The 20,958-nt window shown below is 71.7% G+C and carries 17 protein-coding genes; 12 read left to right on the forward strand and 5 right to left on the reverse strand.

What is annotated here, in order from left to right:
• Positions 1 to 16 precede the first annotated feature (16 nt).
• Positions 17 to 967, forward strand: a complete 951-nt coding sequence (locus tag AB4Y83_RS08530) for an acyl-CoA thioesterase (protein WP_442296547.1) — start codon at positions 17 to 19, stop codon at positions 965 to 967.
• A 94-nt stretch (positions 968 to 1,061) separates the two neighbouring features.
• Positions 1,062 to 1,934, forward strand: coding sequence for a hypothetical protein (locus AB4Y83_RS08535; protein ID WP_442275668.1), 873 nt, complete (start codon positions 1,062 to 1,064; stop codon positions 1,932 to 1,934).
• Between the two features lie 39 nt (positions 1,935 to 1,973).
• Here AB4Y83_RS08535 and AB4Y83_RS08540 read toward each other — a convergent pair whose 3' ends face one another.
• Positions 1,974 to 3,179, reverse strand: coding sequence for a glycosyltransferase (locus AB4Y83_RS08540; RefSeq protein WP_442296548.1), 1,206 nt, complete (start codon positions 3,177 to 3,179; stop codon positions 1,974 to 1,976).
• A gap of 204 nt (positions 3,180 to 3,383) precedes the next feature.
• Here AB4Y83_RS08540 and AB4Y83_RS08545 point away from each other — a divergent pair, with 204 nt between their 5' ends.
• Positions 3,384 to 5,438: a PhoX family protein gene (locus tag AB4Y83_RS08545; RefSeq protein WP_442296549.1), complete on the forward strand. Its 2,055-nt coding sequence runs from the start codon at positions 3,384 to 3,386 to the stop codon at positions 5,436 to 5,438.
• Between the two features lie 100 nt (positions 5,439 to 5,538).
• On the opposite strand, the gene AB4Y83_RS08550 is transcribed toward AB4Y83_RS08545, so the two are convergent.
• Positions 5,539 to 6,465 carry a DNA-3-methyladenine glycosylase family protein gene (locus AB4Y83_RS08550; RefSeq protein WP_442296550.1) on the reverse strand — a complete coding sequence of 309 codons (927 nt, stop codon included), beginning with the start codon at positions 6,463 to 6,465 and terminating at the stop codon, positions 5,539 to 5,541.
• 133 nt (positions 6,466 to 6,598) lie between these two features.
• Here AB4Y83_RS08550 and AB4Y83_RS08555 point away from each other — a divergent pair, with 133 nt between their 5' ends.
• Together AB4Y83_RS08555 and AB4Y83_RS08560 are read left to right on the forward strand one after the other, a co-directional pair.
• Entirely contained in the window at positions 6,599 to 7,342 is a 744-nt protein-coding gene (locus AB4Y83_RS08555) for a DUF3105 domain-containing protein (RefSeq protein ID WP_056827092.1), read from the forward strand.
• Positions 7,343 to 7,418: 76 nt separating this feature from the next.
• The gene (locus AB4Y83_RS08560; RefSeq protein ID WP_442296551.1) at positions 7,419 to 7,853 is read left to right on the forward strand and encodes a nitroreductase family deazaflavin-dependent oxidoreductase; all 435 of its coding nucleotides are present in this window, start codon (positions 7,419 to 7,421) and stop codon (positions 7,851 to 7,853) included.
• A 48-nt stretch (positions 7,854 to 7,901) separates the two neighbouring features.
• Here AB4Y83_RS08560 and AB4Y83_RS08565 read toward each other — a convergent pair whose 3' ends face one another.
• Together AB4Y83_RS08565 and AB4Y83_RS08570 are read right to left on the reverse strand one after the other, a co-directional pair.
• Positions 7,902 to 8,864, reverse strand: a complete 963-nt coding sequence (locus tag AB4Y83_RS08565; protein ID WP_442296552.1) for a lysylphosphatidylglycerol synthase domain-containing protein — start codon at positions 8,862 to 8,864, stop codon at positions 7,902 to 7,904.
• Positions 8,865 to 8,897: 33 nt separating this feature from the next.
• Entirely contained in the window at positions 8,898 to 10,913 is a 2,016-nt protein-coding gene (locus AB4Y83_RS08570) for a glycosyltransferase (RefSeq protein WP_442296553.1), read from the reverse strand.
• Between the two features lie 98 nt (positions 10,914 to 11,011).
• Between AB4Y83_RS08570 and AB4Y83_RS08575 the strand changes: the two genes are divergently transcribed.
• From AB4Y83_RS08575 to AB4Y83_RS08590, 4 genes are read left to right on the forward strand one after another with little or no spacing between them, the layout of a single operon-like run.
• The gene (locus AB4Y83_RS08575; RefSeq protein WP_056775742.1) at positions 11,012 to 11,698 is read left to right on the forward strand and encodes a glycosyltransferase family 2 protein; all 687 of its coding nucleotides are present in this window, start codon (positions 11,012 to 11,014) and stop codon (positions 11,696 to 11,698) included.
• A complete protein-coding gene (locus AB4Y83_RS08580; RefSeq protein ID WP_056775741.1) occupies positions 11,695 to 12,123 on the forward strand; it encodes a DUF2304 domain-containing protein in 429 nt (142 codons plus the stop codon). Before AB4Y83_RS08575 ends, AB4Y83_RS08580 begins: the two co-directional genes overlap by 4 nt.
• Positions 12,113 to 13,267, forward strand: coding sequence for an LCP family protein (locus AB4Y83_RS08585; RefSeq protein WP_056775738.1), 1,155 nt, complete (start codon positions 12,113 to 12,115; stop codon positions 13,265 to 13,267). Before AB4Y83_RS08580 ends, AB4Y83_RS08585 begins: the two co-directional genes overlap by 11 nt.
• A complete protein-coding gene (locus tag AB4Y83_RS08590; RefSeq protein WP_442296554.1) occupies positions 13,267 to 13,995 on the forward strand; it encodes a TIGR03089 family protein in 729 nt (242 codons plus the stop codon). Before AB4Y83_RS08585 ends, AB4Y83_RS08590 begins: the two co-directional genes overlap by 1 nt.
• Positions 13,996 to 14,006: 11 nt before the next feature.
• Here AB4Y83_RS08590 and AB4Y83_RS08595 read toward each other — a convergent pair whose 3' ends face one another.
• Positions 14,007 to 15,866, reverse strand: a complete 1,860-nt coding sequence (locus AB4Y83_RS08595) for a peptidoglycan-binding domain-containing protein (protein WP_442296555.1) — start codon at positions 15,864 to 15,866, stop codon at positions 14,007 to 14,009.
• 246 nt (positions 15,867 to 16,112) lie between these two features.
• On the opposite strand from AB4Y83_RS08595, the gene AB4Y83_RS08600 reads away from it, so the two are divergent.
• The 3 genes from AB4Y83_RS08600 to AB4Y83_RS08610 all read left to right on the forward strand — a co-directional run bounded on the left by AB4Y83_RS08600 (position 16,113) and on the right by AB4Y83_RS08610 (position 20,930).
• Positions 16,113 to 16,904, forward strand: coding sequence for a CoA transferase subunit A (locus AB4Y83_RS08600; RefSeq protein ID WP_442275678.1), 792 nt, complete (start codon positions 16,113 to 16,115; stop codon positions 16,902 to 16,904).
• A gap of 1 nt (position 16,905) precedes the next feature.
• Positions 16,906 to 17,562, forward strand: coding sequence for a 3-oxoacid CoA-transferase subunit B (locus tag AB4Y83_RS08605; RefSeq protein ID WP_442275679.1), 657 nt, complete (start codon positions 16,906 to 16,908; stop codon positions 17,560 to 17,562).
• 233 nt (positions 17,563 to 17,795) lie between these two features.
• A complete protein-coding gene (locus tag AB4Y83_RS08610; protein ID WP_442296556.1) occupies positions 17,796 to 20,930 on the forward strand; it encodes a SpoIID/LytB domain-containing protein in 3,135 nt (1,044 codons plus the stop codon).
• The last annotated feature ends 28 nt before the right edge of the window (positions 20,931 to 20,958 follow it).

Raw genomic sequence — 20,958 nt, forward strand, 5'->3', positions numbered from 1 at the left:
GCCCCCAGGAGGACCCATGCCGCGCGGCGCCCGAGAGATCACCCTGCGCTTCCTCGCCGCACCCACGGACGCGGGCTACTCCGGCACGGTCGGGGGCGGACGTGTGCTCGAGTGGATCGACAAGGCGGGCTACGCCGCAGCTGCGGGGTGGAGCGGGACGTACAGCGTCACGGCATACGTCGGCAACGTGCGCTTCACCCGGCCGGTCGAGGTGGGCGACCTCGTCGAGGCCACCGCTCGCATCATCCACACCGGAACGACGAGCATGCACATCCTCGTCACCGTCTCGGCCGGCAACCCCAAGGACGGCGACCTGCGCCCGACCACCGACTGCATCATGGTCTTCGTCGCCGTCGACGAGCACGGCCGGCCGACCCCGGTCGCCCAGCTCGTCCCCGAGGACGAGCACGACCGCGAGTGGCAGGAGAGCGCGGTCACCCGGATCGGTCTGCGCAACGAGATCGCCGCCGCCATGGCCGCCCAGACCTACAGCGACGCCGGCACCGCGCCCCGCGTCGTGCTGCGCTTCCTCGCAGCCCCGACCGACGTCAACTGGGGCGGCAAGGTGCACGGCGGCATCGTCATGCGCTGGATCGACGAGGCCGCGCACGTGCTCGCCACGCAGTGGACCAGCTCGGCGTCCAACGTCGCCGTCTACGCCGGCGGGGTCCGCTTCTACCGTCCGCTCCGGATCGGCCACCTTGTGGAGGTGGAGGCGCGGCTGCTGCTCACCGGTACCTCCAGCATGCACATCAGCGTCCACGTCCGCTCGGGTGACCCCTCGACCGGCGACCTCGACCTGACGACCCACTCGCTCATCGTCTTCGTGCCGCTCGACGTCCGCGGCACCGCCGTCGCCGCGCGCCCCTGGGTGCCGGTGAGCGAGGAGGACGTGGCCCTGCGCGACCACGCGCAGGCTCTCGTCGAGATGCGCAACGAGGTCGACGCCGAGCGCCACATCCCCTGATCCGCCTTCAGCCGAGAACCACCGTTCGCGCGTGGGCTCACGTCATCGCGCGTAACGTCGATGGATCACTCCCAGCGCAGAAGGAGTCCGAGCCATGACCACACAGGGGACCCTGCGTCCGCAGGGGCGCGCGACCGTGACTTACGTCGACCCGCTCGAGACGCCGCTCGACTTCGGCGTCGACCGGTTCAGGCCCAGCATGAGCGACGGGTCGCCCATGCCCACGGTCGTGGAGCGACAGCTCCGAGAGCTCGACGAGGCCGCCGGAGCCCGCGACGAGGTCGCCGCGCGCTCCGCAGCACGCGATCTGGGCCATTGGTGGGGCGACCGGGAACGGTACGAGGTGCTCGGATCCGGTGAGGGCCATGTGGACGTACCTGCACTTGTGGCGGCCTCGCCCCCCGGCGCGGACGCGGAGGTGACCACGTCGTTCAGCAAGTCTGACGCACACGGTGGTGGTCTCGAGTTCAAGATCGCGGGCAACGGGCTGTCGGCTGACGCGAAGGTCACCATCACGGACACGTCCGAGATCACGGCCGGCAACGGCGAGACCCAGGTCTTGTTCGTCTCGCTGCCCGTCGCGTGGGAGGCGCGTCTCGTCACCCACGATGGGCAGTACGAGGCCGTCCGTCAGCTCGTGGTCTGGCCTCGACGGGTCGACGGTCCTCTGGAGCTCGCGGTGCGTGTCGTCGACAAGGCGCCCGTGCTGGTCATCCAGAAGTCCTTCGTCGTCGACCTCAGGGACGCGGGCACGAAGCCGACGAGCTTCGAGCGCGACGTGAGCATCGAGGCGAGTGGCGGGTTCAGTCTCGGCTTCAAGGCCTTCGGCATGGACGCCACGCTCTCGGTGACGCGCGAGTCGAGCCTCGAGGTGAAGATGAGCGCGAAGCTCCCCTCTGGCAGCGAGTACCAGATCGACTGGCTGGGAGCGCCTCCGGGCGTACGCGTGGCCCCACGAACGACCTAGTCGACGGCTGAGCGCTTCGGGGCTCTGACGCCCAGCTCGTCAGCCGCCTAGTCCGCTCGTGACGATCCGTTCGATGGGGGCCACGATCTCGGACGCGGCCGGAAGCGTCGCGATCTCGTCGGCCAGCGCGGCCGCCCGGGAGCGGATGGCGGTGTCGCCGAGGACCCGGGTGAGGGCGCCGGCCAGCTCGGGCATCGCCTCGTGGCGACCTCCGAGGCGAAGGCCCGCCCCGACCTCCTCGATGCGCCGGGCGTTGACCTCCTGGTCGAAGGCGAAGAGCGGCACGAGCACCTGCGGCACCCCGGCGACGAGCGCGGACATCATCGTGCCGAACCCGCCGTGCCCGACCACCGCCGACGCGAGTGGCATGACGTCGTCCTGGGGCCACCACCGCTCGACGTGAGCGTTGTCCGGCCACGGCCGCAGGGTCTCGGGGTCTCCCGCGTGCCCCGTCGTGAGGAACACCCGCACGGGCAGGTCGGCGAGCGCGTCGAGCGCGAGACGGAAGACTGAGCTCAGCGCGTCGAAGCCTGCCGTCACCGACCCGAACGTCACGTAGACGAGAGGGAGGTCGGGATCGCCCCATCCGGACGGGACCTTCCCCGAGCCGGAGCGGGCCGCACCGTCTCGATAGCGGGTGACCGTCGGGACGTCTTCAACCGCAACATCGCTCGCGCCCGGGACGTGGTCCGGAACGTCGAGACTCGGTGGGACCTGTGACAGGACGGGCGCCGACGACATCGCCGCGGCGCACGACCCCTGGTCGAGGCCCGTGACGCCGTCGAGCTCGCCGAGCGGATCGACGAGCGCCTGCCCGGCCCACTGCTGGAGGCTCCCGAGCCCGATCGCCATCTCGACGTGCGGCACCCCGGAGCGCACCGCGGCGGCGAGCGAACCGAACTCGCACGGCTCGCGCAGGACGACGTCCGGCGCCCACGCGTCGACGAGCTCCTGCACCCGCGGCCAGGCGGCCTGCGCGTCGAGCCGACCGAAGACGTCCCGGACCACCGTCGCATTGGCCTCCTCCGGGGTCAGCGACGGCAGCCGCGCGAAGACCGGGCCCATGACCTCCTGCGGTACGTCGTCGAACGGCACGTGCTCGAGTCCGGCCCGCGCCACGTGGTTCGCGAAGGACTCCGGGGCCGCGACCCGCACCTCGTGCCCTGCCTCGACGCACGCCCGGGCCACCGGGACCATGGGGCCGAAGTGCCCCGTTCCCGCCGTCGTCGCGAAGAGCATCCGCATGTCGACCAGAGTCCCACCCGCGGCGGCGCGCGACGAGTGGTTTCGGACGGCATACGCCCCCTGACGAAGGGGACACGCGGAGTTCACCCGATGGCCACCGAAGGAGCACCCACCCGCTCCCCCGGCGCTCCTAACGTCACAGACGGTTCCCAGCCGCGCCGACCAGAGGGGCGCGGCGGACTCACTCGCCGAAGGAGCACCCGCGTGACCCCCAAGCTTCTCCCCCTCATCGCCACGCCACGCCACGGCTCGCGCAGCCGCATGACGTGCCAGTACCGCTGCAACAACGCCTGCGACGCCCCGGTCCCCAACGAGAGCGCCAACCCCGCGATGCGCGACCTCGTCGAGGGCGCTCTCGCCCGCCGGTCCGTCCTCAAGGGCGGCGCCATCGGTGCCGGCGCACTCGTCGTCGGCGGCCTCGCGACCGCCACCCCCGCCGCGGCCGCCGGCGCCAGCGCCGCAGCCGGCCGAAGCCGCACCACCGCGGACGTCGGCCGCGCCGCCTTCACGCCCGTCGCGCCCAACCGGGCCGACGCCGTGACGAACGCCCCCGAGTTCACCCACAACGTCGTCATCCGCTGGGGCGACCCGGTCGAGGCCGGCGCACCCCGCTTCGACGCGCACGCCCAGACGCCGGAGGCTCAGGCCCAGCAGTTCGGCTACAACAACGACTACGTCGGCGTGCTGCCCCTCGAGGGTCGACGCGCCCTGCTCGTCACGAACCACGAGTACACCGACGAGAACCTCATGTTCCCGACGGGCGAGTACGACGACGCCATGATCAAGAAGATCGCGATGGCCGCCCACGGCATGTCCGTCGTCACGATCGAGCGCGGACGCGCCCAGGGATCCTGGATCCGCGCCGACCACCGGCGCGCCCACCACAACCGCCGCGTCACCGTGCACACCGAGTTCGCCTTCCACGGCCCGGCCGCCGGCCACGAGCTGCTCCGCACCGCAGCCGACCCGACGGGGACCCGCGTCAACGGCACCTTCGGCAACTGCGCCGGCGGCACGACCCCGTGGGGCACCGTGCTGTCCGGCGAGGAGAACTTCAACGGCTACTTCGACGCGAGCGGCGCCGTCGACGCGGCGAACGCCACGTCGTTCAAGCGCTACGGCCTCGCTACCGCAGCCGTGACGAACCGCGGCTGGTCGACCGTCGACGAGCGCTTCGACCTCAGCAAGCACCCGCACGAGGCCTACCGCTTCGGCTGGGTCGTCGAGGTCGACCCCTTCGAGCCCGACTCGACGCCGGTCAAGCAGACGATGCTCGGCCGCTTCAAGCACGAGGGCGCCAACGTCACGATCTCCGAGTCCGGCCACGCCGTCGCCTACATGGGTGACGACGAGCGCGGCGACTACCTCTACAAGTTCGTCTCGGCAGACCGCTTCCGCAAGGGCGAGTCGCGCGCCGCCCGCGCGCACAACAAGACCCTCCTGACCAAGGGCACCCTCTACGTCGCGAAGTTCGTCGGCGACGGCACGGGCGACGGCGAGTTCGACGGCGCGGGCACGTGGACCGCCCTCACCTCGGACACCCGCTCCCACGTCCCCGGCATGAGCGTCGCCGAGGTGCTCGTCAACACCCGACTCGCCGCCGACACCGTCGGCCCGACGAAGATGGACCGTCCCGAGGACGTCGAGCCCAACCCCGTCAACGGCAAGATCTACGCCGCCCTGACCAACAACTCGGACCGCGGGGTGAAGTACCCGACCGACGAGACCAACCCGCTCGCCTCGAGCATGGTCCGCGCGAGCCGGGACGCACCGCTCACGAGCAAGTCGGGCAACCGCAACGGCTACGTCCTCGAGCTCACCGAGCTCGGGAACGACCACACCGCAACGACGTTCACGTGGGACCTCTTCCTCGTCTGCGGAGACCCCGCAGCGCCGGAGACGTACTTCGCGGGCTATGACAAGTCCAAGGTCAGCCCGATCAGCTGCCCCGACAACGTCGCCTTCGACGCCGTCGGCAACCTCTGGATCTCGACCGACGGCAACGTCCTCGGCTCCAACGACGGCCTCTTCCGGGTGCCGGTCTCCGGACCCGACCGCGGCTGCGTCGAGCAGTTCCTCACCGTGCCGTTCGGCGCCGAGACGTGCGGCCCACTTGTCACCGAGGACCAACGCTCGGTCTTCGTCGCCGTGCAGCACCCCGGCGAGACGGACGGCGCGACCTTCGAGGCGCCGTCGAGCACCTGGCCGCACACCGACGGATTCCCGCGCCCGAGCGTGGTCGTCTCCTACCGCCGCTGACCGAGCGGCAGGACGCACGAAGGCCCGGCACCGTCAGGGGGTGCCGGGCCGTCGTGCGTGACACGTCGTGACCACGAGTTGGTATGCCGTCCGGCGTCGCTCAGCGGGTGCGCGTCGGCAGGTGCGTGCGTGGCGCCATCCGCGGCCCGCGGCGCGGCCGGTGGTGCCCCGCGAGACCGAGCAGGTGCTGCACACGGTAGCGGTGCCCGCGGTAGGGCTCGAGCAGCTCGGCGAGTCCGTCGTCGTCCACCGGGGTCCCGGTCAGAGCCCACCCGATGTCCTTGGCCACGTGGTAGTCGCCGAAGGACACGGAGTCGGGGTCGCCCAGCGCTCGCTGCGCCACCTCGGCGGCTGTCCACACCCCGACGCCCGGCAGAGCCCGCAGGCGACGGTGCGCCTCCGCGACGGACACGGACGCCCCCTGCTCGAGCCGGCCGGCATACCCCGCCGCCCGCACGACGGTGCGCGAGCGCGCGCCGTCGACGGACGCCTGCAGCCACGCCCATGACGGGACCGCCGCCCACCCGGCTGCCGTCGGCGGGGCCATGAGCCCCGGGAAGGGTCCGGGCGCCGGCTCGCCGAAGCGACGCACGAGCACGCGGTAGCCCGAGAACGCCTCCTGACCGGTCACCTTCTGCTCGATGACCGCCGGAGCGAGCGCGTCGAAGACGAGACCCGAGCGCGGCACCCGCCAGTGGGAGAAGCGCCGCCACGCCTCGGCGACGAGGTCGTGGTGGGGCTCGAAGCCCGAGGGGTCGTCGTCGTCGCCGAGGAGACCCGGCACGGCGTCGAGCAGCCACGCCGCTCCCGGACCCCACGCCTGGGCCTGCACCTCGGCGTCCCCGGGGCGGCACACGAGGTGGAGGGTGCCGACGCCGTCGGGCGTCTGCGCCGCCCGCGTCACCGTGYCGTCGCGTCCGAAGCGTGAGGTCGGGTCACCCGAGCCCCGGCGGAAGACGCCGAGCTGGGCACGCAGCGCGATCTCGCGGTCGCTGCGCCACAGGCGGGTCGGGGCTTCGGGCACCACAACATCCTCGCCTACACTCGGCACCGTCGCCGCACGGGACGACCCGTCCGTCGACGAGCGACTCACACCCCCGCCCCACCGGCCCCACCGGCCCCACCGGCCGCCGCCGACAGACCGACAGGAACGAGGAACGATGGCCCGCGAGACGAGCCGAGACCGCCGCGAGCGCGTTGCCGAGATGCAGGCCGCCCAGAAGAAGGCCGAGCGCCGTCGCCTCTTCGTCGTGATCGGCGCCTGCGTGGCCGTCATCGCCATCATCGGCGCGGCCGTCGCCTGGGCGATCATCGGTGAGCAGAACAAGAAGGACGAGGCGCTCCAGAACATCAGCGGCGACGTCGCCGCCGCCTCGTGCGACCCCATCACCAACGACCCCGCGAGCGGCTCGAGCGACCACGTCGGCCCGGGTACCAACCAGCCGGACGTCACGAAGATCACGTACTCCACGGTCCCGCCGTCGAGCGGCAAGCACTTCGCCGTCCCGGCCGTCGACGGGCGTCGCGTCTACACCGTCGCGGACGCCCCGCAGATCGAGACGCTGGTGCACAACCTCGAGCACGGCTACACGATCCTCTGGTACGACCGCTCCGTCGAGAAGGAGCAGGCAGCCGCGTTCCAGGCCCTGTCGACCAAGGTCAACGCCATGAAGGAGTCGGCCAACAAGTTCCTCATCAGCCCGTGGGACCCGGCCCACGGCGCGTTCCCCGCGGGCAAGAAGTACGCCTTGTCCCACTGGGCCGCCGACGTCGACCAGGCCACCGGCAAGGTCGGCGCCCAGATGGGTCACCGTCAGCTGTGCGGAGGACTCAACACGACGGTCGTCGAGGACTTCGTCAAGAAGTACCCGTGGAGCTCTGCCCCGGAGCCCGGCGCCGCCTGAGCCCTCCCCCGTTCGCCTCCCAGCCCCCGGTGACCACCGGGGGCTGGGTGCGTGTGCAGCGGGTTACCCTGCCGTCATGACGATCACCGGCGAGTACGTCCCCAGCCCCAGCGAGTGGGTCCGCAAGCAGGTCGAGACGATCGAGAGCACAGGCACCACCGCATCGGTCGACATCATGGGCCTGCCCGTGGTCATGCTGACGATGCGCGGCGCGAAGACCGCGGCGATCCGCAAGGTGCCGCTCATGCGCGTCGAGCACGACGGGTCGTTCGCCGCGGTGGCGAGCCAGGGCGGGGCACCGGCGCACCCGAACTGGTACCACAACCTCCTCGCCCACCCCGACATCGACCTCCAGGCCGGCACCGAGACGTTCCCCGTGCACGCCCGCGAGCTCGAGGGCCAGGAGCGCGAGCAGTGGTGGCAGCGGTGCGTCGCGGCCTACCCGCCCTACGCGGAGTACCAGACGAAGACGGACCGCCTCATCCCCGTCTTCGTGCTCGAGCGCCGCTGAGCGTCTGCGCGCGACGGGTCGGACCGCGACGGGTCGGACCGCGACGGGTCAGACGCTGACGTCGCTCTCGGCGGCGGCGTGCCGCTCGGTGATGAGGTGGTGCGAGCGGGCGTAGAGCCACCCGCCGAGCGCTGCGACGACGTCGACGATCGTGACGATGAAGCGCGACATGATCGCGACAGCGGCCGCCGCCGGCGTCGGCATGGCGGTGGACAGGATGAGGGTGAGCAATCCCTCGCGTGCACCCAGTCCGGCCGGCAGGACGATCGTCAGCATGCCGAGCGACACCGACAGCGCGTAGCCCGTCATCGCCGCGGTCGTGAGGTCGGGGTGGGGCGAGGCGTCCCCGGCGACCGCCCGGGCGAGCAGCAGGGTGTGCACGCCGAAGGCGACCCACACGAGGACGAAGATGACGACCGCGCGCAGCACGGCGCCTGCCGAGAGGCCGTGCTCGAGGGGCTCGCGCTTGATGGTGCGCAGCATCTTGTCGATGATCGCGTTGAGCAGCTTGGGCACGCAGAGCACGACGAGGATCGGGATGCCGAGGAGCAGCCACCAGTCGAAGCCCGACGAGGTGCTCGTGAGCAGGAACGACGCGGCCGGGAGCCCGACGAGCAGGCCGGTGAGCAGGGCCAGCCCGAGCGCGAGCAGGCCGGTCACGGCGGTGCGCCGACGCGGCACCTTGAGGTGGCTCGCGATGTCCGCCTGCACGAGCACCGACCACAGCGAGCCCGGGAGGTACTTGCCGAGCTGGCCGACGAAGTAGACGCCGGACGCAGGCGCAGGGTGCAGGTCGGAGCCGAGGTCGCGCAGCAGCGTCTTCCAGCCGATCATCGTCAGCCACGTGCCGATGCCTGCCGCGAGCGTCGACCACAGGAACGTCGTCCACGAGATCTTGTCGAGGTGCACGGACACGTCGGCCCAGTTGTGGACGACTGCGTAGACCACGGCTGCGAGCGTGATGAGCGCGATGGCCACGCGCAGGACGGTGAGGATCTTCTTACGGGTCATGTCGCACCCATCATCGCAGCGTCATCCGGGTGCTCAGCGCCGTCGCAGCGTGAGACGCACGAGGCCGTATGCCGCGTCGTCGGCCCGGGCGCGTGACGCCGCCTCCCGCATCCGGGCGTTGACGTCGCCGTCGAGGTCGCCGATGAGCACGAACCCGAGGTCGTGGGCGCGGGCCAGGATGCCACGCACGTCGGCGGGTCCGACGGCCCCCTCGGCCGCGCGCGGGCCGATCGGGACGGTGACGACGAGGAGGCCGCCGGAGCGCAGCGCCCACGAGGCCTGCTCGAGCACGTGGTCGACGTCGTCGGCGTCGCAGCCATGGGGGTGGATGCGGACGATGACGTCGAGGGATCCGGTGTCGACGTCGAGCGCCGCGACGCTCGGGTGCGAGCCGGTGAAGTCGATCTCGACGGGGGCGAAGCCGACCGCGCGGGCCCACCGGGACAGGAGGGACCGCGTGCCGCCTTCGTCGACGATCACGGCGCTGCGGCGGCCGTCGTCGCGCACCCGCAGGATCGCGGCGAGACTGCCGAGGGCCGCCCACGCCGAGACGCTGTCGAGGGATCGCGGCAGGCCGAGGATGCGTGAGAGCCGGCGGGCGTCGTCGGCCTCGTCGGGCTCGCCCAGCACGTCGGTCGCAAGCACCCACTCGGGAAGGTCGTCGGGACGGAGCGAGACGAGCGGACGCCGCGCCGCCACGGCCCGGGTCGCGGTGCGACGGGCCCGGCCGGCGACGCTGCGAGCACCGCGACCCAGGACGCGGCGGGCGTGCGGGAGCAGGCCCTGCTCCGCCGGCCCGTCCTCGTCCCTGGGGTGGAGGTCGTCGGGCTCGTCGAGGTCGTCGGGCTCGTCGGCAGGCACGCCGGGCTCGTCGGCGGGGAGGCCCGGGTCGCCGAGCAGCACGCTCTCGTCGACGGAGAGCGCCTCGAGGGTTCCGAGGTAGTGCGCCCACGGTCCCGACAGGTCGGGGGTCTGCACGCCCTCGGCGAGGCGGCGGCGGACGTCGGGGTCGCCGAGACGGCGCAGCGCACCCGCGAGCGCTCGCTCGTCCTCAGGCGGGACGAGGATCCCGTTGACGCCGTCGGCCACCTGCTGGGAGAAGGGGGCGATGTCGGAGGCGAGGACGGGCAACCCGTGGGCGTGGCCGAGGATGACGTTCTGCGAGGCCGTCGCCGAGCGGTAGGGCAGCGCGAGCACGTCGTGGTCGGCGAGGAGCGAGGCGAGCGCGTCGGCGGGGACGTAGCCGTCGCGGATCTCGACCCGCCCGGCGAGCGCCGGGTCCGAGGCGAGGCGGCTGATGACGCCGCGGTTGGCGCCCCAGATCTCACCGGCGATCGTGAGGGTGACCTCGGGCACGGTCCGCATGGCGCGCAGGAGCACGTCGATGCCCTTGTACTCCCGGATCAGGCCGAGGGCGAGCAGGCGGGTGGGACCGGGCCGCGGTCCGCGGTGGATCGGGTCGCCCCCGGGGAGGTGGGGCGGGAGGTCGGCGACGGAGACTCGTCGGGCCCCCAGCTCGTGGGCCACCGTGGCCTGGTCGGCGCTGTGCACGAGCACGGAGTCGACGCGCGAGAAGAGGACTGACATGAGCCGGGCATCACCCGGGTGCGGCTCGTGCGGCAGGACGTTGTGGCAGACGACGACCGACTGAGGGCGCGGACCATCACCACCCGGCACGGCGCCAGCGGCCCGCAGCAGCGCCAGGTGGGCTGGGACGACGGGAGGCATGACGTGGACGACGAGGATCGCGTCGACATCGCGCAGCCGCCGACCGGCCCGCACCCACGTGTCGGGCCGAGCCCAGCTGAGCGCCCGGATCGTCCGCGGGAACGGAGGCACCTCGGGCACCCCGTCGGGCACGGACGCATCGGCGTGGTGCAGCTTCGAGGGGTAGAGGTGTGCCCACGACACGAGCGTGACGTCGTGCCCGGCGTCCGCGAGGTGGTGGGCGAGCATCGTCGTGTGCGCGGCGACGCCGCCCTTGTGCGGGTGGGTCGGGCCGACGATCGCGATGCGGAGCGCGGCCGAGCCCGTCGAGTCGTCCGTCATGGTGCCCCGACTCTAGTTCCCGGCCCCGGCTCCCGGGCGTGCTGCCGCGCGCGCCTCGCGTGTCGGTCAGGGCACCGACGGCGCTCTACGCTGGGCGCATGCAGAACGAGGACGTGTGGCTGGTCGTGCCGCTCTACGACGAGGCAGCCGTCATCGCCGACGTCGTGCGCGAGGCCCGCGCCGTCTTCCCCAACATCGTGTGCGTCGACGACGGGTCGCACGACGGGTCGGCCGACCGTGCCGAGCAGGCGGGTGCGGCCGTCGTGCGCCACCCCGTCAACCTCGGGCAGGGCGCGGCCCTGCAGACGGGCTTCGACTACGCCCTGGGCGACCCGGCCATGCGCTACGTCGTCACCTACGACGCCGACGGCCAGCACCAGATCCACGACGTCGAGGTCATGGTCGACCGCATCCGGCAGGGCGACGTGCGTGTCGTGTTCGGCTCACGCTTCCTCGACGAGCGCACCGACGCCTCGGCCTCGAAGCGGCTCGTCCTGCGGGCCGCGGTCGCCTACACGAACTTCACGACGGGCACCCGACTGACCGATGCGCACAACGGCCTGCGCGTCCTGCACCGTGACGTCGTGCAGCGACTCGACATCACCCAGAACCGGATGGCGCACGCCTCCGAGATCGTCGCCCAGATCGGCTCGATGCGCTTCGACGGCGCGAAGGTCGCCTACGCGGAGGAGCCCGTGCACATCCTCTACACCGACTACTCCAAGGCCAAGGGCCAGTCGCTCTGGAACGCCGTCAACATCCTCGCGGAGCTGATCTGGCGATGAGTCGACAGAGTGTCATCCAGATCCTGCTCATCGCCGCGGTCCTCGCGATCGCCTGGCGGCTGCTCATCGGCTCGGGACAGCGCACGCAGGCGCTGCGTCGCCTGGGGCTGCTCTTCCTGCTCGGCCTCGTCATCTACTCGATCATCGACCCGAGCAAGACGTGGACCAACCTCGCCAAGGCGCTGGGGATCGGACGCGGCGCCGACCTCATCCTCTACGGGCTGGTCGTGGCCTTCCTCGGCTTCGTCGTGACGACCTACAAGCGCTTCCGGGCGATGGAGACGCGCTACACCCGCCTGGCGCGCCGCATCGCCCTCGACGAGGCGGGGTCCGCAGCCGAGCACGTGAAGTCGACAGGAACGGCTGTCACACTGTCCGGCGAAGTTCCCCCGTCCCCGAGCGTGAAGGCAGCCGATGCCGACTGATCCGAGCACTCCGCGTCGTCCCGGCCATGACGACGCCTACGTCGTCGACACCCGGCGTGGCCCCAAGCGACCCGGCGGCGCGGCCGTCGCCGCTTCGCGCATCGACGAGAGGGACGCCGGACCGGACACCCCGGCGCGTGAGCCCCGCTACCGCTGGCGCCGAGGACGCATCGCGCTCGTCGTGCTGCTCGTGCTGCTCCTGGCCTGGATCGGCTTCATGGTCTGGGTGCCGATGCAGGCGTGGGGGGCCGTCAACAAGGTCGACAACATCCCCGCTGGCGAGCGGCCCACCGACACGTCGGGCTACAACTACCTCCTCGTGGGCTCCGACAGCCGTGAGGGGTTGACCAAGGAGCAGCGCAAGAAGTACGCGACGGGCAACGCGGCCGGCAACCGCACCGACACGATCATGCTCGTCCACGTCTCCGAGAGCGGCGGCAAGCCGGTCATGGTCTCGCTCCCCCGCGACTCCTACGTGCCCATCCCTGGGCACGGCTCCAACAAGATCAACGCCGCGTACTCCATCGGCGGGCCCAAGCTGCTGACCGACACCGTCGAGCAGGTCACCGGCATCCACGTCGACGGCTACATCGAGATCGGCCTGGGTGGCTTCGCCGCCGTCGTCGACAGCGTCGGCGGCGTCGACCTCTGCGTGCCGCGCGACATGAAGGACAAGAAGGCCGGCATCGACCTCAAGAAGGGCTGCCAGACGCTCGACGGTGGCAATGCCCTCGGCTACGTCCGCTCCCGCTACGAGGACCCGCTGGGCGACATCGGGCGCGCCGCCCGGCAGCGCCAGTTCCTCGGCGCGCTCATGAAGAAGGCCGCGACGCCCTCGACCGTGCTCATCCCCTGGCGCTACAAGAGCTTCGCCGACGCCTCCGCAGCGGGCCTCGCGGTCGGCCAGGACACGGGGATCGTGGACGCCGTCCGGGTGCTCCAGGCCATGCGTGCCGTCAGCAACGACGAGGGCCTCTCCCTGTCCGTGCCGACCTCCGACCTCGCCTACCGCACGAGCGCCGGCGCCCTCGCCGTCAAGTGGGACACCGAGCGCGCCAAGGCGCTCTTCAAGGCCCTCAAGGACGACGAGCCACTGACCGAGCCGCCAGCCGGCACCACCGTCGAAGGAGCGAAGAACAGCTGATGGGCGACCTGCTGCCCGCCGACGTGCTCGCGCGGATGGTCGCCGCGGACCCGGGCCGGCCGCGCCTGACGTGGTACGACGACGAGCCGGGACCGACCGCGGGCGAGCGCATCGAGCTCAGCGCCCGCGTCCTGGCCAACTGGGTCGCCAAGGCTGCGAACCTCCTCCAGGACGACGCCGCGGCGGGCCCCGGCACGACGGTCGGCATCGACCTCCCGGCGCACTGGCGCTCGCTCTACTGGGCCCTCGCGGCGTGGTCGGTCGGCGCGACGGTCGTCGTCGGCGACGCGGCCACCGGGGCCGACGTGCTCGTCACCGGCTCCCCCGCTGCCGCCGCCGGCCACGGAGGTGACGCGGTGCTCGTCTCGCTTCCGGCCCTGGCCCGTCGGCACCCGGAGGCCGACGATGCGGGTGGCGCCGTCGACGAGGCCCGCGAGCTGGCCACCCACGGCGACCTCTTCTCGCCGATGTCCGACGCCGAGCCCGGCGACGTCGCGCTGGCGGCGGACGGCGTCGACACGGCATACGGCGCCGTCGTCGCGCCCGAGGACGGCTGGGGCACGTCCCCGCGCGTCGTGCTCGGCGGCGCCCTCGAGCCGGTGCTGCGCCGGGCGCTCGCCGCCTGGGCGGTCGACGGGTCGGTCGTGCTCGTGCGCGGTCAGCGCGACGACCTCGCAGACCGCTTCGCCTCGGAGGGCGTCACCGTCGACGCCCGCGAGAGCGCCTGAGCGACAAGGCTCTACGCCGACAGCCGGTCGAAGAGCGACCAGGTCCGGGACGCGACGACCCCGGTGCTGGCGAGGCCCGCCCGCGCCTGCACGGCCTTGACGGCCTCGCGCGTCGCCAGGTCGAAGACGCCCGTCTGACGGACGCCGAGCAGGCGCTGCACGGCGACGACCTGAGGTCCCGTGTCACCCGCGCGCAGCACCGTCGAACGGTCGGCCACGAAGGGGAAGTCACGGGCCTCGAGGACGTCCCAGAGCTCGGGGGTCATGACCCCGGTCTGTGGCAGCGCGAGCGAGCGCTGCAACGAGACGACCTTGTCGCGTGTGACGGAGCCGAAGACACCGTCGACGGCGAGGCCGCCGAGCGCCCGTTGGAGGACGCGCACCGCGGCGCCGCGCGACCCGGTCGCGAGCGTCAGGCTCTTGTATGCCGTGTAGCTCGTGGCGATGTCGACGCTGGCGACCCCGGCGCTGCTGCGTGACGACGTGCTGGCATAGGTGGTCATGGCGAGGTCCCTCCCGGCCGTGGTGGTGCTGGTGACGAGCGCGACGGTGCTCGTCGTCGCCGACCAGCCGCGCGTGTAGAGCCGCTGTTGCGTGGCCGAGTCGGCGACACCGGTCTGCGGCAGCCCGGCGAAGCGCTGGTAGGCGGTCACCCGGGCGCGCGTCAGCGTGCCGTAGTAGCCGGTCGTCGGCAGCGAGCCGAGCCTGGCCTGGAGCGCCTTGACCGCCGCCGACGTCATCCCGAACCGCAGGGTCGGGTAGGCCTTCGTCGTCGTGCCGGACGCCGCCGCGGTCCCGGTCCAGCCGCGCACCCAGAGTCGGGCCTGCGTCACCGGGTCGGCGACTCCGGTCTGCGGCAGGCCGACGAACTTCTGGTACGCCGTCACCCGGGCCTGGGTCAGGCTGCCGTAGTAGCCGGTGGTCGGCAGCGAGCCGAGCTTGCCCTGGAGGGTCCTGACGGCGGCCGAGGTCGTCCCCGGCTTCAGCGTCGGGTAGGCCGCGGTCACGCTCCGCCACCCGCGGGCCGCGAGGATCTCCTGTGTCCGCAGGTCGGCGACGCCGGTCCGCGGCAGCCCGACGAAGGTCTGGTAGGCGACGACACGGGCCTTGGTCTGGTCGCCGAAGTAGCCGGTCGTGGGCAGGTTGCCGAGCCGGACCTGCAGCTGGCGCACCGCCTCGGAGCGCATGCCGTAGGAGAGCAGCACGGGCTTCGTCGTCACGGGCGTCGACGGCGTCGGGGTGCTGGGCGGGGTCGTCGGCAGCGTCGTCGCCGCCGGCGGCAGCGAGGTGAGGTAGCTGCGGGTCGCGACCCCCGTCCACCACGACGTGCGGCCGGCCGCCCCGTCGTAGTTGAAGCTGAAGTGCACGTGGTCCGTGTGCGGCGATGAGCCGTAGTACGGCGCCCAGCCCCGCTCCGTCGCGTAGGAGCGCCACATCTTGCGGTCGTGGATGATGTACATGATCCCGAAGCGACGGGCCATGGCGCCCTTGACGCCGTTCTTGTCGGGGGCGGTCAGCCACGCGAGCACCGACTGGGCGACGGCCTCCTGCGAGGGGTTGTCGACGTTGAGCATCCAGTCCCAGGCCCGCCCGTCGTAGTGCTCCGACGGACCGCTGCCGCAGGCGCGCCCGATGAGTCCCGTCGAGCCCATCCCGTAGTGAGAGGTCATGAGCCGGGCGAACGCGAGCACGCCAGGACGCGCCACGGGGTCGCAGACCGTCTGCTCCTGGTAGGGCACGTACACGTCGAGGGTGCTCGGGAGCGTCCGGGTCGGCGGCGCCTGGACCGCCGCAGCCGGGCTCGCCGTCATGGGCACGGTCAGCGCGGGAAGAGCGAGGACGAGGCCCAGTGGGTGTCGGCGCAAGGCCATGGTGAACCTCTTGTCAGGGGAGGGAGCGGGTTTACTCCCGCACCATTTATGCACTCCAGTCACACCCATCACAAGGCGGTTCGACGAATTACAGGCCTGTTCTTCGCCGGGGTCACGAATGACAGGACTGTCATTCCCTCCCCCAGCATGCCGAACGGCATACGTGCTCGGCGACCACAGGTCGGCGCGCTCGTGTGGGGCGACCCCACGGCACCCCGGCGCGACGGCGCGGATAGAGTCCGACCCATGGACAAAGTCGTCTCCACCCCCCAGGAGGCCATCGCCGGGATCAGCGACGGAATGTCGCTCTCGGTCGGCGGTTTCGGTCTCTGCGGCATCCCCTCCGTCCTCATCGCGGCGATCCACGACGCCGGCCTCACCGACCTCGAGGCCGTCTCGAACAACTGTGGCGTCGACGACTGGGGCCTCGGCATCCTGCTGCGCGACAAGAGGATCCGCCGCATGGTCAGCTCGTACGTCGGTGAGAACAAGGAGTTCGAGCGGCAGTACCTCTCCGGCGAGCTCGAGGTCGAGCTGACGCCGCAGGGCACGCTCGCCGAGCGCCTGCGCGCCGGCGGGTCCGGCATCGGCGCCTTCTTCACGATGACGGGCGTCGGCACCCAGATCGCCGACGGCGGACTGCCCTGGCGCTACGACGACTCCGGCAACGTCGCCGTGGCGTCCCCGCCGAAGCAGACCCAGGACTTCGAGTGGATGGGCGAGACGAAGACGTTCGTCCTCGAGCAGGCCATCACGACCGACTTCGGGCTCGTGCGGGCCGCGAAGGGCGACCGCCACGGCAACCTCGTCTTCAACCAGTCCGCCCGCAACTTCAACCCGCTGTGCGCCATGGCCGGCCGCGTCACCGTTGCCGAGGTCGAGGAGCTCGTCGAGCCCGGCCAGCTCGACCCCGACGAGATCCACCTGCCCGGCATCTTCGTGCAGCGCGTCCTCCCGCTGACCCCCGAGCAGGCCGCCGACAAGCGCATCGAGCGCCGCACCGTCCGCCCGCGCACGACCACCGAGCAGGAGGCCTGAGATGGCTCTGACCCGTGAGCAGATGGCGGCCCGCGCCGCCGCCGAGCTGGCCGACGGTGCCTACGTCAACCTCGGCATCGGCCTGCCGACGCTCGTGCCCAACTACGTCCCCGACGACGTCGAGATCGTGCTCCAGTCCGAGAACGGCATCCTCGGCGTCGGCGCCTACCCGCTCGACGGCGACGAGGACCCCGACCTCATCAACGCCGGCAAGGAGACCGTCACCCTGCGCAAGGGCGCGGCCTTCTTCGACTCGGCGACGAGCTTCGGGATGATCCGCGGCGGCAAGGTCGACGCCGCCATCCTCGGCGCCATGCAGGTCTCGCAGGGTGGCGACATCGCCAACTGGATGATCCCCGGCAAGATGGTCAAGGGCATGGGCGGAGCGATGGACCTCGTGCACGGTGCCAAGAAGGTCATCGTGCTCATGGAGCACAACGCCAAGGACGGCTCCTACAAGATCGTCAAGGAGTGTTCGCTGCCCTACACGGGCCGCGGGGTCGTCCAGCGCATCATCACCGACCTCTGCGTCCTCGACGTCACCGAGACCGGCCTCGTGCTGCGTGAGCTCGCGCCCGGGGTCACCGAGGCCGAGGTGCGCGAGAAGACCGAGCCCGAGCTCACGGTGGACCTCCAGCCGGCGCCGTCGCACGGCTGAGCCCCGGCCTCCGGACCACCGGAAAGGCGCGGTCACGAAGGTCGTGACCGCGCCTTTCCCCTTCACCGGCAGGCGCCGGAATTTACCGTCCGCTGTCATTCACGGGACAGGCCATGCCGCCTTTCCTGTGAATTCGGCTGGCACGGTCACGAATTGGCTACCAAGGCCTTGCGTTCATTCCGATAAATGGGACATTTGGGACCATTGCGTCTTCCGACCCAGGAGTGACTCCCGTGCGCCCCATCCCTACCTCGTTCGCCGTCGTCGCGCTGACCGCCACCTTCATGGTGGTCCCCACCGTGACATCCGGCGCCACGCCGCGCCCCGTCTCACCGGTCGTCCACGACGTCGCCGTCCCGGCCGTCGCGGGCGTCGGCACGGGCACCGCGAAACGGTCCGCGACGGTCTCCGGGACCGCCGCCGCCACCGGTGACCGACACGGCGCGGGCGACCCCGTCGTGGCCACGAAGCAGGTCCAGGGTGTCGACTTCGACCTCGCCGGCGTCACCTTCGACACGACGCCACCCGCCGGCACCCACGTCGAGGTGCGCACCCACGGGGAGAGCGGGTGGTCGGGCTGGACCGACCTCGGCCTCGACGGCGACGGACCCGACCCCGGCTCGGCCGACGCGCGCCACGCGCGCCCGGGCACCGAGGCCGTGGCCGCGGCGGGCTCGGACGGGATCGACATCCGGGTCACCACCCCCGACGGCACCCTCCCGCGCGGTCTCCGAGCGAGCCTCGTCGACGGCGGCCGGTCGAGCGCGGACGACGCACTCTCCGCCCCCGCTGGTTCGGCCGTCGCGGCCGTCACCCGACCGACGATCATCTCGCGCGCGCAGTGGGGCGCGGACGAGAGCCTGCGCACGTGCGACGCCGAGCGCCTCCCCGGCTTCAAGGCCGTCGTCGTGCACCACACGGTCAACTCGAACACCTACACCGCCGACCAGGCGCCCGCCATCATCCGCTCGATCTACGCGTACCACACGCAGAGCCAGGGCTGGTGCGACATCGGCTACCAGATCCTCGTCGACCGTTTCGGCCGTGCCTACGAGGGCCGCAAGGGCAGCCCGGCCGGCTTCGTCCAGGGCGCCCAGGCCGGCGGCTTCAACGCCGAGACGACGGGCATCTCGGTCATCGGCGACTTCACGTCGGTCCCCTTACCGGCCGCCACTCAGAGCACCGTGACCAAGCTCGTCGCCTGGGAGGCCGACCGGTCCCTCTTCGACCCGACGTCGTCGGTGACGCTGACTTCCAGCGGCAACTCGAAGTTCGACCCTGGCCAGAAGGTGACGCTGCCTCGGACCATCGGACACCGCGACCTCAGCCTGACCGGATGCCCGGGCGACACGGCATACGCCAAGCAGCTGCCGACGATCCGCAGCAACGCCGGTGCGATCTGGCGTGACGGGCAATGGAACCCGATGGCCCCGCGGGCCGTGTCCGAGACCTACCCTCGCCCCACGAACGGTGTCCTGACGTTGGCGGGCCACGGATTCGGTCACGGGGTCGGCCTCTCACAGTGGGGTGCCTACGGCGCGGCCACGAAGGCCCTGACGTGGCAGCAGATCGTCGGCTTCTACTACCCCGGCACGACGCGCACCGCCCAGGCCGACCCGACGCTGCGCGTGTGGCTCTCGGCCGTCGGCACGTCGGGCACCCAGTTCTCGAAGGTCAGCGGCATGGTCATCTCGGACGGCAAGCGGCAGTCCACCCTCTCGAGCGCCTACCGATGGCGCATCGTCCCGGACGGCTCGGGGTTGACGCTGCAGGCGAACTCGGGCGCGGGCTGGTCCACCGTGACGACATGGCGGGGCTCGACGCTGCCGCTCACGGTGAGCCGCCCCTCCACGTCGTCGGTCCGGGTGATGCTGCCGAGCGGCACCCAGCGTGAGTACGCCGGGTCGGTCCGCGTCGTGCCCGTCTCCGGGAAGGCATACGCCGTCAACCTCGTCGGCTCCGAGCGCTACACACGCGCCGTGGTGCCCGTCGAGATGTCGGCGAGCTGGCCCGCAGCAGCCCTGTCGGCGCAGGCCGTGGCCGCCCGCACGTATGCCGCCCACTCGCGTGCCGCTGCCGGCTCCCGTGTCTACGACATCTGCGACGTGTCGTGCCAGGCGTACAACGGCATCGCCGACTACAGCTCGGCAGGCACCCTCGTGCGCCGCTACGAGGACACGCGCTCGACGAAAGCCACGACGGCCACCGCCGGCACCGTCCTGACCTACGGAGGCAAGCCCGCATTCACCCAGTACTCCGCGTCGAACGGTGGGCGCACGGTCAGTGGCGGCACGGCCTATCTCCCGGGCAAGACCGACCCCTACGACGGCGCGGTCGCCTCGTCGTCCAACCCGCACTCGTGGACTGCAACGCTCCCGGTCGGTTCGGTGGAGCGCGCCTACCCGACGATCGGACGGTTCGTCCGCCTGACGGTCGGTCCCCGGGTCGGTGGCGGCGGCAGCGGGACATGGGGAGGACGCGTCGCCTCCGTCACGCTGACGGGGTCGGCATCGACAGTGACGGTGTCGGCGAACGCCTTCCGCACCTCGCAGAAGCTGCGGAGCACGTGGTGGGTCGTGACATCGACACCCCCGTGGTCGACGAACTTCTCCCCTCGTGACGTCACGGGCGACTCCCTCGCGGATGTACTTCTGCCGTCGGGTGGCGCGATGAAGACCCTCTCGTACACCGGGTCCCTGAGCTTCACCGTGAGACAGATCGCGGGGAGCGGCTTCGCCGACATGCGAGCGACTGCCCTGATCGGGCCGTGGACCCAGGACAACCTCGGCGACGTCGCCGCCATCGACAAGGCGGGACAGGTGTGGGTCTATCCGGGCCTGGGCCGCAGCAACCTCAATGCTGGGCGCACGCTGCTCGCGTCGAGATGGACCGGCGCCAGCCACATCCTGCCCGTGGGCGACTTCGACGAGGACGGCTACACGGACTTCGTCACGCGGTGGACCGACGGCAGAGTCGTGCTGCACCGAGGGAACGGGGCCGGCGGCATCCGGAGCAGTTCGACCATCGCGTCGGGCTGGAGCGGGCTGACGCAGCTCAGTGCTGGCGAGTTCACGGGTGACGGACATCCGGATCTCCTGTGCGTCCGGGCGTCCGACGGAGCCCTGGTGCTCTACCCGGGCTCGGGATCCGGAACCCTCGGTGCTGCACAGGTCATCGGTCTGGGCGGGTGGAACGCCATGAGCGCGGTCCGCGGCGCGGGTGACATCACCGGTGACGGCCGCGACGACATCCTGGCCCGACGCGCGAGCGACGGGAGGCTGCTCGTCTACCGCGTCCAGGGAGCGGCTCGGGTCACGTCTCCGCTCTCCGCGGGGACCTACGCGTCGACGGCCGCCTGGGGGCAGTAAGGCTGCCGTCGGCGGGGGCCCGGGACCG

The organism is Terrabacter sp. RAF57, assembly GCF_052113925.1.
Lineage (GTDB): Bacteria > Actinomycetota > Actinomycetes > Actinomycetales > Dermatophilaceae > Terrabacter.

What these genes read in the sequence shown, in the direction of transcription:
- AB4Y83_RS08530 (WP_442296547.1), top strand. Translation starts at nt 17, where the DNA reads ATGCCGCGCGGCGCCCGAGAGATCACCCTGCGCTTCCTCGCCGCACCC.
- AB4Y83_RS08535 (WP_442275668.1), top strand. Translation starts at nt 1,062, where the DNA reads ATGACCACACAGGGGACCCTGCGTCCGCAGGGGCGCGCGACCGTGACT.
- AB4Y83_RS08540 (WP_442296548.1), bottom strand. Translation starts at nt 3,179, where the DNA reads ATGCGGATGCTCTTCGCGACGACGGCGGGAACGGGGCACTTCGGCCCC.
- AB4Y83_RS08555 (WP_056827092.1), top strand. Translation starts at nt 6,599, where the DNA reads ATGGCCCGCGAGACGAGCCGAGACCGCCGCGAGCGCGTTGCCGAGATG.
- AB4Y83_RS08560 (WP_442296551.1), top strand. Translation starts at nt 7,419, where the DNA reads ATGACGATCACCGGCGAGTACGTCCCCAGCCCCAGCGAGTGGGTCCGC.
- AB4Y83_RS08565 (WP_442296552.1), bottom strand. Translation starts at nt 8,864, where the DNA reads ATGACCCGTAAGAAGATCCTCACCGTCCTGCGCGTGGCCATCGCGCTC.
- AB4Y83_RS08570 (WP_442296553.1), bottom strand. Translation starts at nt 10,913, where the DNA reads ATGACGGACGACTCGACGGGCTCGGCCGCGCTCCGCATCGCGATCGTC.
- AB4Y83_RS08575 (WP_056775742.1), top strand. Translation starts at nt 11,012, where the DNA reads ATGCAGAACGAGGACGTGTGGCTGGTCGTGCCGCTCTACGACGAGGCA.
- AB4Y83_RS08580 (WP_056775741.1), top strand. Translation starts at nt 11,695, where the DNA reads ATGAGTCGACAGAGTGTCATCCAGATCCTGCTCATCGCCGCGGTCCTC.
- AB4Y83_RS08585 (WP_056775738.1), top strand. Translation starts at nt 12,113, where the DNA reads ATGCCGACTGATCCGAGCACTCCGCGTCGTCCCGGCCATGACGACGCC.
- AB4Y83_RS08590 (WP_442296554.1), top strand. Translation starts at nt 13,267, where the DNA reads ATGGGCGACCTGCTGCCCGCCGACGTGCTCGCGCGGATGGTCGCCGCG.
- AB4Y83_RS08595 (WP_442296555.1), bottom strand. Translation starts at nt 15,866, where the DNA reads ATGGCCTTGCGCCGACACCCACTGGGCCTCGTCCTCGCTCTTCCCGCG.
- AB4Y83_RS08600 (WP_442275678.1), top strand. Translation starts at nt 16,113, where the DNA reads ATGGACAAAGTCGTCTCCACCCCCCAGGAGGCCATCGCCGGGATCAGC.
- AB4Y83_RS08605 (WP_442275679.1), top strand. Translation starts at nt 16,906, where the DNA reads ATGGCTCTGACCCGTGAGCAGATGGCGGCCCGCGCCGCCGCCGAGCTG.